General features: G+C 56.5%; 14 protein-coding genes. 9 read left to right on the forward strand and 5 right to left on the reverse strand.

Annotation, left to right across the window (positions count from 1 at the left end; genetic code table 11):
• The first annotated feature begins 5 nt into the window (after positions 1 to 5).
• A complete protein-coding gene (locus JNJ66_07045) occupies positions 6 to 509 on the forward strand; it encodes a hypothetical protein (protein MBL8160180.1) in 504 nt (167 codons plus the stop codon).
• 12 nt (positions 510 to 521) lie between these two features.
• Here JNJ66_07045 and JNJ66_07050 read toward each other — a convergent pair whose 3' ends face one another.
• The 3 genes from JNJ66_07050 to dnaA all read right to left on the reverse strand — a co-directional run bounded on the left by JNJ66_07050 (position 522) and on the right by dnaA (position 4,499).
• Complete coding sequence (locus JNJ66_07050; protein MBL8160181.1) at positions 522 to 1,589, reverse strand: DNA replication/repair protein RecF; 1,068 nt, start codon at positions 1,587 to 1,589, stop codon at positions 522 to 524.
• Between the two features lie 18 nt (positions 1,590 to 1,607).
• The gene (gene dnaN / locus JNJ66_07055) at positions 1,608 to 2,702 is read right to left on the reverse strand and encodes a DNA polymerase III subunit beta (GenBank protein ID MBL8160182.1); all 1,095 of its coding nucleotides are present in this window, start codon (positions 2,700 to 2,702) and stop codon (positions 1,608 to 1,610) included.
• A gap of 378 nt (positions 2,703 to 3,080) precedes the next feature.
• Positions 3,081 to 4,499 (reverse strand): chromosomal replication initiator protein DnaA, encoded by a 1,419-nt coding sequence (gene dnaA / locus JNJ66_07060; protein MBL8160183.1) that lies wholly within the window; start codon positions 4,497 to 4,499, stop codon positions 3,081 to 3,083.
• Between the two features lie 259 nt (positions 4,500 to 4,758).
• On the opposite strand from dnaA, the gene rpmH reads away from it, so the two are divergent.
• Entirely contained in the window at positions 4,759 to 4,896 is a 138-nt protein-coding gene (gene rpmH, locus JNJ66_07065) for a 50S ribosomal protein L34 (GenBank protein MBL8160184.1), read from the forward strand.
• An 84-nt stretch (positions 4,897 to 4,980) separates the two neighbouring features.
• On the opposite strand, the gene JNJ66_07070 is transcribed toward rpmH, so the two are convergent.
• Positions 4,981 to 5,616 carry a type II secretion system protein gene (locus JNJ66_07070; protein MBL8160185.1) on the reverse strand — a complete coding sequence of 212 codons (636 nt, stop codon included), beginning with the start codon at positions 5,614 to 5,616 and terminating at the stop codon, positions 4,981 to 4,983.
• Positions 5,617 to 5,713: 97 nt separating this feature from the next.
• Here JNJ66_07070 and rnpA point away from each other — a divergent pair, with 97 nt between their 5' ends.
• From rnpA to JNJ66_07085, 3 genes are read left to right on the forward strand one after another with little or no spacing between them, the layout of a single operon-like run.
• A complete protein-coding gene (gene rnpA, locus JNJ66_07075; GenBank protein MBL8160186.1) occupies positions 5,714 to 6,076 on the forward strand; it encodes a ribonuclease P protein component in 363 nt (120 codons plus the stop codon).
• 43 nt (positions 6,077 to 6,119) lie between these two features.
• Positions 6,120 to 7,088, forward strand: coding sequence for a YidC/Oxa1 family membrane protein insertase (locus JNJ66_07080; protein ID MBL8160187.1), 969 nt, complete (start codon positions 6,120 to 6,122; stop codon positions 7,086 to 7,088).
• Positions 7,089 to 7,121: 33 nt separating this feature from the next.
• Complete coding sequence (locus tag JNJ66_07085; GenBank protein ID MBL8160188.1) at positions 7,122 to 7,586, forward strand: KH domain-containing protein; 465 nt, start codon at positions 7,122 to 7,124, stop codon at positions 7,584 to 7,586.
• A gap of 85 nt (positions 7,587 to 7,671) precedes the next feature.
• On the opposite strand, the gene JNJ66_07090 is transcribed toward JNJ66_07085, so the two are convergent.
• Positions 7,672 to 8,796 carry a glycosyltransferase family 4 protein gene (locus JNJ66_07090; protein ID MBL8160189.1) on the reverse strand — a complete coding sequence of 375 codons (1,125 nt, stop codon included), beginning with the start codon at positions 8,794 to 8,796 and terminating at the stop codon, positions 7,672 to 7,674.
• A gap of 123 nt (positions 8,797 to 8,919) precedes the next feature.
• Between JNJ66_07090 and JNJ66_07095 the strand changes: the two genes are divergently transcribed.
• Genes JNJ66_07095 through JNJ66_07110 form a run of 4 tightly spaced genes read left to right on the forward strand, consistent with a single transcriptional unit; the run spans position 8,920 to position 13,359 of the window.
• Positions 8,920 to 9,735, forward strand: coding sequence for an ABC transporter permease (locus JNJ66_07095; protein MBL8160190.1), 816 nt, complete (start codon positions 8,920 to 8,922; stop codon positions 9,733 to 9,735).
• Position 9,736: 1 nt separating this feature from the next.
• Positions 9,737 to 10,939 (forward strand): ABC transporter ATP-binding protein, encoded by a 1,203-nt coding sequence (locus JNJ66_07100; protein ID MBL8160191.1) that lies wholly within the window; start codon positions 9,737 to 9,739, stop codon positions 10,937 to 10,939.
• A 5-nt stretch (positions 10,940 to 10,944) separates the two neighbouring features.
• A complete protein-coding gene (locus JNJ66_07105; protein MBL8160192.1) occupies positions 10,945 to 12,132 on the forward strand; it encodes a glycosyltransferase family 4 protein in 1,188 nt (395 codons plus the stop codon).
• Positions 12,133 to 13,359 carry a glycosyltransferase family 4 protein gene (locus JNJ66_07110; GenBank protein MBL8160193.1) on the forward strand — a complete coding sequence of 409 codons (1,227 nt, stop codon included), beginning with the start codon at positions 12,133 to 12,135 and terminating at the stop codon, positions 13,357 to 13,359.
• Positions 13,360 to 13,362 lie beyond the last annotated feature (3 nt).

A 13,362-nucleotide genomic window follows, 5' to 3' on the forward strand; every position in this document is an offset into this window, starting at 1 on the left:
TCATCATGGAAACACAACCAGCACTCGACCTGCAGAAACTGGCCGTCATCGGCCTGATCCTCGCACTGGTCGCCATCCTGGGCTTTGGCCTCAGCGGCATCAGCGCCGCACCAGAGCCCGACCCTAACAGCAACGCCGCTACCAGCGCCGAGGTCAAGCAGGATTCAGTCCAGGCACAAAGCAGTAATATCGATCTCTTGAAATACGAGGGCGTCACCGTCGACCACATCGACGCGCTGCAATATGCCTTCTACCAGTTCGCCGTCAAGGAAAAGCTGCCGCTGCGCGAGCTGGTCATCGACAAAGCCAGCGTCAAGTCGGTTGAAACCGCCGCCTCACAAGAAGAAGGCATCCTGCCGTTCGAATTTAATTTCAGCTACGGCGACAAACAGTACAAGGGCCGCGCCGATTTCAGCCTCATCAGCAGCACCAGACTGACCGTCCGTGACGCCAACGGCGGCGGCAAGCTGTTCGAATCAGATATGATCGACGCCAACACCATCCCGTAAGGGAAGTGTCCGCTACAATGGCAGGCCGATCGGAATCATCCGGCCGCCGCCAAGATCCTCAGGAATACTGACCGCCTCCGTGGTGGTCAGTATCATCTGGTACCCTCCCAGCAGGCTGGCGAGGGCTTTTTGCCGTGTCGAATCAAGTTCGCTCATGACATCATCAAGCAGCAATAAAGGCGAGCGCCCGCTCAGTTCGGCCAGTTGCGTCACTTCGATATGCTTCATGGCCAACATCAGGCTGCGCTGCTCGCCGCGTGAAGCGGTATTTTCCGCAGCAGCACCGTTAATTACGATGTTGAAATCACTACGATGTGGGCCGATGGTAGTATAACCACGCTGCATATCAAACGGCCTGAGGCGCCGCAGGGCGGTCAATATGTCCGATTTGGCAATATGACGCCCGGTCTCGTATAAAACCTCTATATGGTGCTGACGATGGGCGATACGGCTATATTCCTCAGCGATGGAGCGGTTGAGGATGGCGACAACCTCGTGCCGGTACTCCTCGATCTTCGCCGCCAGCTCGGCCATAGAGACATCCCAGGCGAATAACTGGTCGTCAAGCTGGGATTCAGACAGCTCATAGGAGCGTTTTAAGAGGTTGTTACGCTGCAGCAACACCCGGTCGTACCGCCGCAGTACCGTCGCACCATCCATGAACCACTGGGATATCAGCGTATTGAGAAATTGGCGCCGCCGGAAAGGGGAGCCGGTAAGGATGCGCAGCATATCCGGCTCGAACAGCACCACCGGCAGGCTATTATCGCGTTTGAAGCGTTTCTTAGGCCCGCTATTGACCGCCAGGCTCTTGGGCGGCCTCACAGACGTCTCGTAGCGCAAAACCCGCTCATGGTCCTCGTAAACGCCGTCCAGGCGGAACCATTCGGCGCCGGTGCGCACCAAGTCTTTATCTGCCACCCGGAACGATGTGCCGGCTGCCAGCACATAGACCGCCTCCAGCAGGTTGGTCTTGCCGATACCGTTAGGGCCGATGATCAGATTGACGCTATCCGAGAACTCAAAGAAACTGTCGGCATACGACCTGAAGTTCTGGATACGGAGCGAGCGGATAGACATCGGAGAGGGGAGTGATCCTTATGATTTGAGCGGCATGATGATGTGCATATAGCCCTGGTCGTTCTTGGCGCGCAGGATGCATGCAGCCAGCTTACCACTGAATGAGAAGGTGACGGGGGAATCATCGATACAACCAAGCCCCTCTATGAGGTAGCGCGAGTTCAGGGTCACCTTGCCGTCGCTCGTCACCTGGGCATTGGCCTCGGAGGTGTTTTCGCCGAGCTGGGAGGCGATGGAGTGGATCCGTACGGCGGCGTCATCGTGCACCGCATCGATAGTCACACCGCCGCCGCTTTCCCGCGCGAACAGCGAAGCCACCTTGGTAATACGGATGAAGTCCTGTTTGTCGATTTCCACAACTGTATCGCTTGAAGTGGGGACAAGCTGCCGGTAATCCACATACTTGCCATCGATCAGCTTGCTGGTAATCTCTACGTCGCCCAGGCGCAGGCGTACCTGGGTCTCGTCGAGCAGGATAGCGACCATGGCCACGTCATCACTCAGCGCCCGTACGACTTCAGCCAAGGCGCTCGCCGGTATGATAGCCGCCACTTCGCCCTCGAACGTGTCCAACAGCCGGCGCTCCGCCAGCCGGTACCCGTCAGTGGCAGCCATATAGAGCGCACCTTCATGGCTGTGCCAGTAGACACCGGTAAGGGTCGGTCGCGTGTCATCGTGCGATGCAACTAACACAACCTGCTGAATGGCTCGTTTAAGGAGCTTTGCATCAACTTCCAGTTCAGTCATCGCTTCTATGCCGGGCAGATCGGGAAATTCATCGGCGTGCATGCCGTTTATCTTTGAGCTGTAGCCGCCGCTTTTGATGTGCAGGGTGGTGCCTTCCAGCATCATGTCGACGTTGCCGGCCGGCAGACTGGTGATGAATTCGCTCATCAGCCGGGCCGGAACGGTGAATCCACCCTCCTGATCGACTTTTCCACCGACATATTCAGTGATTGCTATCTCTAAATTGGTCGCCGCCAGCAGTAAACGGTTATTTTCTGCTCTTAAAAGGATATTTCCCAGAATGGGCAGGGAAGTCTTGGCGCTTGCCACCCGGCCGACTGTGCCGAGTGCCCGCGCAAGCTTTTCTTGTGTGACAGTTAGTTTCATATGTCAGGCCTCCTTCAGGACTAATTATTAGTATTCTTATTCTTTTATATAAATAAATAGTAGTAATAACAGTAGGGAGTGTGGAAACTGGGTATAACTCCCGGTTTTCCCCCTGTTAGACGCGTGCTGTTCATGGTGGAAAGAGCGGGGTAAAGACTGGTGTATAAATCGGGGATAAGGCACGGGTTATGAACATATGTTTTTGTACCGTGTCTTTTTTACCGCTTTGTCCACTGTTTGTTACACAGCTCGTGTATGAACATGCACAGACTTTCCAATTACCACCCACTGATTAACCACCAACAAGCCACAGCTTGTCCACAGCATATGCACACTTGACCCTCTCGTTTGAATATGAAAAGTATTCAGGGCCTGACTCTATCCATAGAGTACTTCGCGGATATTTGCAACTTGCTGGCGGGTAACTTGATCCAGCTTGATGCTTTTTTCGATCTTTTCGACCGAATGGATGGCCGTGGTATGGTCCTTGCGGCCAAGTTCGCTGGCAATGCGCGGGAAGCTTAAGTGAAGCTCACTGCGCAGGAGGTACATGGCAATCTGCCGCGGTCCGACGATATGTTTGTCGCGTTTGGGGCTCATGATCTCGGCCGGCTCCAGCTGGAAGTGCTTGGCCGTCTTCTCGACTATCTGTTTGGCCGTGAGATGGCGGGGGCGGCTGGCCCGGACATCAGAAATAAGTCCGGCCGCCGTCTGCGCATCCGGGGTAGTGCCGCTCATCTCGCAGTAGGTCAGCAGTTTGTTGAGGGCGCCCTCCAGCTCGCGGATGTTGGTCTGGACGTTACCGGCGATGTATTCGACGGTCTCGCGGTCGAGGGTGATGTCGTGCTGGGAGGCTTTGGTCTGCAGGATGGCGCAACGGGTTTCGAAATCGGGCAGCTGCATATCAATGGCCATGCCCCATTCAAAACGGCTGCGGAGGCGTTCTTCGAGGGTGGGGATGCTCTTGGGCGGCTGGTCGGAACTGATGATGATCTGCTTATTGGCCTGGTGCAGGGCGTTGAAGGTGTGGAAGAAGCCTTCCTGGGTGGCCTGCTTGCCGGCGATGAACTGGATGTCGTCGATAATCAGGACGTCGACGTTACGGTAGCGCTCGGCGAAGCCCTGTTTCTTAAACCGGATGGAATCGAGGAATTCGTTAACAAAAGTTTCACAACTGGTGTATAGAATACGGGCATCGGGGTCGTTGCGGCGGATTTCGTTGCCGACCGCCTGGATGAGGTGCGTCTTGCCCAGGCCGACCCCGCCATAAATAAAGAGAGGATTACATTTTGTACCAGGATTCTTAGCGGCCGCCTGGCTGGCGGCAAAAGCCAGCTCGTTGCTGCCACCGACGATGAAGGTCTCAAAGGTGTAGCGTTCATTCAGGCCGCCATTGCTGCTGGTGGGGCGGGGGCGGGATTCCGGCCGTGTAATCTGCGGCGCGACCCGTGACGGGCCGGATGTTTCGCGGACGTTCGTGTCGCGCTGGGAGGTACTGGTTGTTGCCTGGGTGGTGGCTGCACCGGCCGGCTGTGGCTGCCGCTTGGGTACAGCCGAAGAGATGACGTATTCGATGCCGGTTACTTCGGGGCGGACTTTTTGGAGGATGTCGAGAATCTGCCGGTTGAACTTGGCCTGCATCTGCTCGCGGGCAAAGATGTTCGAGACGCCGACGACGGCTTTGTCGCCATTGATCTCAATAAGCTCTGAGTTCTTGAACCAGGTGATGTAGCTGGCGCGAGTGACGGAGAGTTCTATCTCTCCCAGGACACTTTGCCACACAGACGCTTCATTCATACCTCATATACCCCTTCGACTCCTTCGACAGGCTTAATACACCCATTGAAGGGACCCTCTTTTGCTGCCGGACACCCGGCTTGTTCGTGTGTCTATAGTAGCGCTTTTAGCCAGTTTTCCACAACTGGTTTAGGCCATTTTCGACCATGTAATAAACACTACTTTCAAATTGCAACTTTTACACAGTCTTTTCTGACATCTGTAAATATGTGGAAAAGTATTGTCCGCTAGTGGAAAAGCTGTTATAGTACCTACCATTATGCCAAAACGTACTCACCAGCCAAAGACACGTCACCGTGCCCGCACCCACGGCTTCCGCGCCCGCATGTCGAGCCGCACCGGCCGCATGGTGCTAAAGCTGCGCCGCCTGAAGGGCCGCAAGAAGCTGACGGTCTAAAAAGCAGCCCTCCGGGGCTGTTTTTATTAACTGGATACACTCTTCTGGGGACTGGCCGCGTCAGTCGCGCCGGCTCCCCGTGCGCTATAGTTCGGATGGCAGCGGTAGTATGACTCGGCAGACGGTGGAGGAGCCCCAGCTGCCCGAGTAGGACTGGGTCACCCTCGCGGCAGTCGTCGAGGAGTAGGCACCGTTCGCGAGCGGCCTGAGCTTGCAGTCCTGATTGGTGCCCTCCAGCAGGTACTGCAACAGCGGCGTATTGGCAACGCTGTCGACGGTTGTCATCGTGCGCAGGGTGATGCCGCTGATGAAAGCAGTGCCGGCAGAGTTATAGAGTGGTGTGGTGGGGAATGACGGCAGGGTGGGGCTAGGGGTCTTAAGCGCGGTATTCATGGCGGCGGCGGGGTGCTTGACATTAGTGCTCTCGCCACAGTCTTCATCCACATTGGCGTCCATGTCGGCCGGCAGACCTTCACCTAGGCAGATATGCCCGCCGGATCCGGTCATGCTTATGCCGGGAGGATACGCCCCGTCGTCGGCAGTGTAGGTCTTCAATAATTTATACCAGGCCTGAGCGCTGGTGAGCCGCTCGGCATTGCGGGCGTCGCGCTGTGCATTGGAAAAAGTGCTCAGGGCAATGACCGCCAGGATGCCGATGACCACGATGACAATCAGCAGCTCGACGATGGTAAACCCTGTACTGCGCCCACCCATTTTCATATATGCAGTGTAGCATAAGCGGTACGAACAGGCTGTGTGAAGCGGCGGGCGATGGCCTCCTCTCGACGACAGAGGTCAAAGCCGCTATCCTAAGACCATGCTTTCCCAGCCTTACCGTTTCCATGGCCACAGCAGCCTGTCATATGTCTTCCGCAAAGGCCACACTGTCCGTGGCCATCATCTGATGATCCGCACGGTCCGCAATGACCGCCGGCAGCTGCCGCGTATCGCCGTCATCATCAGCAAGAAGGTGGCCAAGCGGGCGCATGACCGTAACCGTATCCGCCGCCGGCTGTATGAGGCGCTGCGCCTGGAGCTGCCGCACATCACCGGTGCGTATGACATCGCCGTCATGGTCACCAGCCGGGAGATAGAGAGTGAGCCTTTTATGCGCATCGAAAAGGAAGTGCAGCGCCTGCTGAAGGTGGCGCGGGTAGTGGCTCCGCCTCCACAGGAGTAGCCGTTTTCAGTAACAGATACGGCCGTGCTATACTTATCCGAGTATGAGTATTTTTGAGATTCTTTTCACCCAGCCGATTTTCAATATCCTGCTGTTCCTGTACGGCATCGTTCCGGGCCACGACCTGGGTATCGCTGTCATCATCTTCACCATCCTGGTGCGCCTGGCGCTCTGGCCGCTGGTAAAGAAGCAGCTGCACCAAAGCAAGCTGATGCGCGAGCTGCAGCCGCAGCTGGCCGCCATCAAGAAGAAGGCCAAGGGCAACCGGCAGCTTGAAGGCCAGCTGATGCTGGAGCTTTATAAGGAGAAGGGTGTCAACCCGTTCAGCAGTTTCGGACTCTTGCTTATTCAGCTGCCGTTCTTCATTGCGCTCTATAGCTCCATCAATATCCTGGCCAATCATAAGGATGACATCGACAAGTACATCTACCCCGCGCTGCAGGCCATCCCACACCTGAAAGAAGTAGCGGCGAATCCTGATAAGTTCAATGAGATTGCCTTCGGCTTCCTCGACCTGACCCAATCGGTCGTCAATGCCAAGACGGCACTGATTGCCGGCGTCCTGCTGCTTATCGCCATCGTCACGGCTATCCTGCAGTACTTCCAGTCCAAGCAGCTGATGCCGGCGCCAGCCGAGAAGAAACGCCTGCGCGATATGTTCCGTGACCAGTCAAACGGTAAGGATGTCGACCAGTCCGAGATGATGGCGGCCGTCGGCCAGAAGACCATCCTGTTCCTGCCGGTCATCATCTTCATCACCTCGATCTACATCGCCGGTGCCCTGAGCCTGTACCTGCTGACTACCACGCTGGTCGGCTTCATCCAGCAGCGCCGTGTCCTGAACCGCGATACCGAGGAAATGGAAACCCAGGCCGACAGGGCTGATGTAAAAGTAACCATCAAGCCAGCAGAGGTGGATGGCACCGAAAAAGCTGCCAAAAAAGATAAAACCAGCAAATCGGCCCGGGCCAGGAAGGCCAAAGCTGCTAAAATTGTCGGCAAGAAGCGTTAGGAGCGCATTAACGTAAGCAGAGGTTTTATTCGTATGGACAGGGAAGCATCAATCGCATTCGCAGAAAAATACCTAAGTGACATCCTGGCCTTCTTTGGGCTGAATGTCGCCGTCAGCGTGACGTGCGAGGAAGATGTGATTGAGCTGTCGGTGCCGTCGACGCATCTGAACGGCTTCCTGATCGGACAGCACGGCGCCACGCTGAAATCACTCCAGATGATTATCGGGGCAGCCCTGCGCAGCAAGGACGCCGAGCTGCAGCGGGTGACTGTCGATATCGCCAATTACCGCCGGCATCACGCCGAAAAGCTGGAAGAGCAGGCGAGGGAATGGTGCCGCCAAGTAGTGGAGAGCGGGGAAGCGATGCACCTGGCACCGATGAACCCGGCCGACCGGCGGGTGGTGCACCAAGTGATAGGGGAGTACCCTTCCCTATCCTCCGAATCAGAAGGGGAGGGTAGGACCCGGCATGTGGTAATCCTGCCACACGCAAAGTAGGGGGCAAAAATATATTTCACGTGAAAAATATGTGAAAGTCAAATTGTTGATAAACTGTGGATAACCAAATATCCGCAGTTTTTATTTAGGCGTCAACTGTATCAGCTGTGGCGGTGCGTGCCAGGGCATCCTCATAGATATCCAGGGTCTGCTGGGCCATGCGTTCCCATGAGTATTGCTTGTAACAGAGGTCGCCCCTGTTACGGAGTTTTGTGGCAATTTTGTCATCGGAGAGTACCTGTTCAATCTTCCCCGCCATGTCGCCGTGGCTGTGGGCATCGAAGTACAGGGCGGCGTCGCCGTAGATTTCCGGCAGACAGGTGGCGTCGCTGCTGACGACCGGCGCGCCATGCCGCATAGCCTCCAGGCCAGGCAATCCGAAGCCTTCCATGAATGACGGAAAGACGTAGGCCCGGCATTTGGCGTACAGCCAGGCAAGCTCGGCATTATCGGCAAAGCCATAAAAGACAACATTCTTATACCCCTGCTCTGTTACCCACTGCATATCGCGCTCACGGAAGGTGTCTTTCTTGCCGACGATGACCAGCTGAAGATCGGGGAACTTGGAGAGCAGTAACTGATGGGCCTGGATCAGGTTGCGGTTGTTCTTGTATGGCTCGGCCCGGCCGACGTACAGGATGAATGGCACATGCTCCAGCCGGGTGACGGTGCGGGGACGGGTGCTGAGCAGGTCGGCTGCCTCGTAGGTCACGCTCACCCGCTCCGGGCTTATTCGGGTCAGTGTGATGAAGTCGCGCTTGGTATACTCGCTCGGCGTGATGACCTGGACGGTGCGGCCGGCGACGCGTCTGAGGAGCCATTTCAGTACCGCCTGCTTAAAACGCAGTACCGGCACCGACATATCATCGACTTCCGTCAGGCGCAGCTGGCTGAGGTCGTGGACGGTAGTGACGGTAGCGCCGTTATAAAAGGCAGGTTGCTGGGGCATGCAGAAATGAACGAGGTCGGGTGCCAATGCATCGAGATACCGCTTAAAGCCGATCTGCTCGGCAAAGCTGTAGTTGGCAAAATCGACGGTCTTCACCTTGAAGTTGGAGCGGCTGGGCTGCCAGTAGTCGCGGTCGGCGGTCGGTACCAGGACAGTGAAGTCGTGAGGGGACTCAAGTTGCTCCAGATAGGTCAGCAGGCGCTCGACGTAGCGGCCGGTGCTGGAGTTGATGATGCGGGCATCGATTGCGATATGGGCCATATAGGCACTAGTATATACCACTGGCCAGACGGCAGCACGAACGGGCACAGCATGGTTTTATAAGATACAACACCCGGCCGTATCGTTGCCGCACAAGATGAAAAAAGGTATAATATCGGCTATATGCAAAATGTGAAACAGCGGTACCGCTACTCAGCGATTTTGCTGAGAGAGCTGGTAATTACCGATTTCAAACTGCGGTATCATGGGTCGGTGTTGGGGTATATCTGGTCGCTGCTGCGGCCGTTAGCCCTGTTTGCCATCCTGTATGTGGTCTTTGTCTGGTTCCTGCGGGTCGGCGAAGGGGTGCCGCACTACCCTATCTACCTGTTGCTGGGTATCGTGCTCTGGAACTACTTCGCCGAGGTGACGAATAACGGGGTCAGTGCCATCCTGGGCCGCGGCGATCTGATCCGCAAGATCAATTTCCCCAAGTATGTCATCGTGCTCTCGGGGTCGCTGTCGGCGCTGATCAACCTGGGTATCAACCTGGTGGTGGTGGCCCTGTTCATGGTGGTGTTCGGTACCGAGCTGCAGCCGGCGGCATTGATTTTTGTGCCGCTGCTCATCATCCAGCTGTTTGTGCTGGCCCTTGGTGTGGCCTTTCTGCTCAGCGCGCTCTATGTGAAGTTCCGCGACATCGGCTATATCTGGGAAGTCTTTATGCAGGGCGCCTTTTATGCCACGCCGATTCTCTACCCGGTGACGTATGTCATGGAAAAGGCGTATTGGGCAGCACAGCTACAGATGCTGAACCCGATGGCGCAGATCGTCCAGGATATCCGCTACTACATGGTAACGACCGATGCGATCACTATCCATACATTGTTTGATAACCCGCTGTTGACGTGGTTGCCGGTGGTGCTGTCCGGGCTGATCTTCTGGCTGGGCGCCACGTATTTCAAGCGGCAATCCCGATACTTTGCGGAGAAGGTGTAATATGGGCAAGCAGACGGTACTTTCAGTCGAACATGTCAGCAAGCAGTTTATACTGCCGCATGAGCAAAGCAGCGATTCCTTAAAGCGGGCCATCACCGGCCTGTTTCAATCGCGCAACACCGGGTACGAGGTACAACACGCGCTCAAAGACGTTTCGTTCGAAGTGAAGAAGGGTGAGTTCTTCGGTATCCTGGGCCGCAACGGCAGCGGTAAGAGCACCATGCTGAAGATGCTGGCGGGCATTTACCAGCCGACAGAAGGAACGATTGCATTTGAAGGGAAACTGGTGCCGTTCATCGAGCTTGGTGTCGGGTTCAACCCGGAGCTGACCGGCCGCGAGAATGTCTTCCTCAACGGTGCCCTGCTTGGTTTTTCCAAGGAAGAGGTCGAAGACCGCTACGACGATATCGTCCGCTTTGCCGAGCTGGAGGATTTCATGGACCAGAAGCTCAAGAACTACTCGAGCGGCATGCAGGTGCGGCTGGCCTTCTCTGTCGCGACGCACGCCGAGGCGGACATCCTGCTGATCGACGAGGTGCTGGCCGTGGGCGACGCTGATTTCCAGCGCAAGTGCTACAACTTTTTCAAATCGCTCAAGAAGAGCAAGAAGACGGTCATTTTTGTGACGCACGACATGGGCGCCGTCCGCGAATACTGCGACCGGGCCATCCTGATCCAGGAAGGTGTCATCACGCATGACGCCTCGGCCGACAAGGTCGCCGACGAATACCTGAAGATGTTCAACCAGCGCGAGGAAGAGCCGGAAGAGTCTGAAGACGGCGAAGAAGAGGTGACGAACCGCTATGGGACCGGCCAGGTAAAGTTTGACAGCATCACCGCCACGACGACCGACGACGACGTGAAGATCACGATTGAGCTCCACAACAACAAGCGTGAAAGCGATATCGTCGTCGGCCTGCGCATCAAGGATGCTGAGGGGCGGCTGGTGACCGGTGGCAATACGCTGATGTATATGAAGCCGGAGCAGGGCCGGCTCGACCTGGCGCCGGGCGAGCGCAAGACGCTGCGCTATACGATTGATAAGTCGCTGTTCGGGGCGGGTACGTTCTCGATCGGCTCCAGTATCAAGCTGCGCGACAAGGTGACGGTCTGTGACGACTGGGAAGGCGCCGCCAGCTTCTCGGTGGTGGCCCAGGAATCGTATTACCCGATCATCGCACCAGCCAAGCTGGAGGTCGAATAACGGCCATGGCAAAACTTCCCCACATCATGGTTGACGCCTTCCCGCTCGTCGACGACCACTTCAGCGGCGTCGGCCACTATACGCTGGGCATCGTCTCCGGTCTGGATGAACTGGCAGGAGAGGGCAAGTTGACGTATTCATTGATCGCACCCCGGCACTGGACCGACCGGCTCAACAAATATGGCCTCGAGCATTACAAGCGCATCATTGCCAACCCGGTTCCCAACCGTATCATCCGCGGTTTTATGAAATTCCAGTGGGATGTGCCGCTTGATTTCATCCTGGGACAAGGGAACTACTACTTCCCTTCATTCCTGGCCTGGCCGACCTGGAAGGCCGACTCGACGGTGGTGGTCCACGACGTGACGTACCTGGCGGTGCCGGAGTGCGTCGACAAAGGGAACCGGGACTATCTGGCCGAGGTGGTGCCGTTCTCGCTCAAGAATGCTAAAAACATCATCGCCGTCTCGCAGTTCAGTAAGGACGAGATAGTGAAGTATTACAAGCTGGATCCGAAGCTGATATCGGTGGCGCACCCGTCAATCGACCGCAAGCATTTTTACCGGCGCAGCGCCGAAGAGATCCACTCGGTCAAAGCCAGGTACGATATCTTCAGTGAGAAGTATATGTTCGCCGTCGGCAACATTGAGCCGCGTAAGAACTACAAGCGGCTGGTTGAAGCGTACGTGAAGCTGCCGCGGCACATCACAAATGAGTACCCGCTGGTCATCGTCGGGGCGGGCGGCTGGAATAACGACGACATCAAGACGGCCATCCAGAAGGCGAAAGAGGACGGCTACAAGATTATCAATCCCAAGCAGTTCGTGCTGGACGCCGATATTCCGGCGCTCTATAGCGGGGCCAGCTTCTTTGTGTCGGCACCGGTCTACGAAGGCTTTGGCATGCCGCCGCTGGAGGCGTACGCCTGCGGCACGCCGGTCATCACCAGCAATGTCGCTTCCCTGCCCGAGGCGGCTGGTGATGCCGCCGTCTACGTGGATCCATACGACGTTGATGATATCCGCCAGAAGATCGAGCATATGGTAAAGGTGGTAGAGAAGGATCCGCACCATTTTGACGCGGCTATGGAGAAACATCTGCAATCATTGAACTGGCGGACCAGCGCCGAGATAACCGCCGCCGCCCTGACCGGCAAGCCGCTGGAGTACTTCAGGAAGGAGACAACGGTTTAAATGAAGCTGGGGATCGATCTACGACCATTACAGACGGGGCATAAGTATCGCGGCATCGGTGAGGTGACCAAGCAGGTGACGAACCGCGTCCTGCAGCTTGCTGCCGCTGACGAGGCGCGTGATATCGACATCCTGTTTTACGAATACGACGACGATGACCCCAAGCAGCTGTTGGATATCCCCGAAGGTATCAGTTATGACGTAGTGAAGCTTGGTACCATGCCAGAAACCGACACGACCGCCAGCAAGAAGGAAAAACTACGCCGTCACTATGCGCTGCTGTATGGCAAGCCGGTGGAGGGTTCGGAGTACAGCGATGTTTTTCTGCAGTTCGATTACGCCCTCGGCGTCCCAACCGATACCAAGACGGTGCTGGTCAAACACGACCTGATTCCGCTGATCTTCTGGGATAAGTACTTTGAATCGGCCTGGGTGCCCTTCCGCAACAAGGCGGCGCGTACCACGCTGCGTACCCTGTTCAATAACCACAAGTTCATGCGGCAGCTGCGGCGGTCGCTGCGGGATGCGCATGTCGTCATGTCGGTGTCGCACAACACCAAGCGCGATATTGAGAAGTATTTCGGCGTGGACCCTGCCAAGTCGAAAGTAGCTCTGCTGGGCGTAGATGTGAAGCCGGCCAAGACCAACGACATCACTGCCGTCGACAAAGCGCGCCTGCCCACCAAGCCCTATCTGCTGTTCGTGGGGGCGGGAGACGCCCGCCGCCGCGTCGACGACCTGGTAGCTGCCTATAACAATCTCAAAGCCGCCGGCCGTGATATCCAGCTGGTGCTGGTAGGTGAGAATTTCAAATCGCCCACCGATATCCCGAACGTGACGGTGCGCAACGCCGTGCTGGCCTCATCATACAAGAAAGACCTGCTGACGCTGGGCTACGTCGATGACGAGACCAAGCAATGGCTGTACAAGAACGCCTTGGCCTACGTCTACCCTACGCGGTATGAGGGCTTTGGCATTCCCATTCTGGAGGCCATGCTGCTGGAGTGTCCGATTGTCGTGTACAAGAACTCATCGGTGCCGGAAGTGGGCGGCGAGCATGCTCTGTACGCCGAGAACTGGGAAGGACTGGTACGCCAGGTAGAAGCTTTGCTTGATGAGGCTCCCGAAACACGCCGCCAGCGCGTCCAGGCGGCCCGTAGGCACGCCGAACAGTTTACCTGGGATAAGACGGCGGCGGCTATTTATGAAGAGCTGGTAGGGGCTTAGCAT

This window comes from Candidatus Saccharibacteria bacterium, from assembly GCA_016789455.1.
Taxonomy (GTDB): Bacteria; Patescibacteriota; Saccharimonadia; order Saccharimonadales; family Saccharimonadaceae; genus CAIJKY01.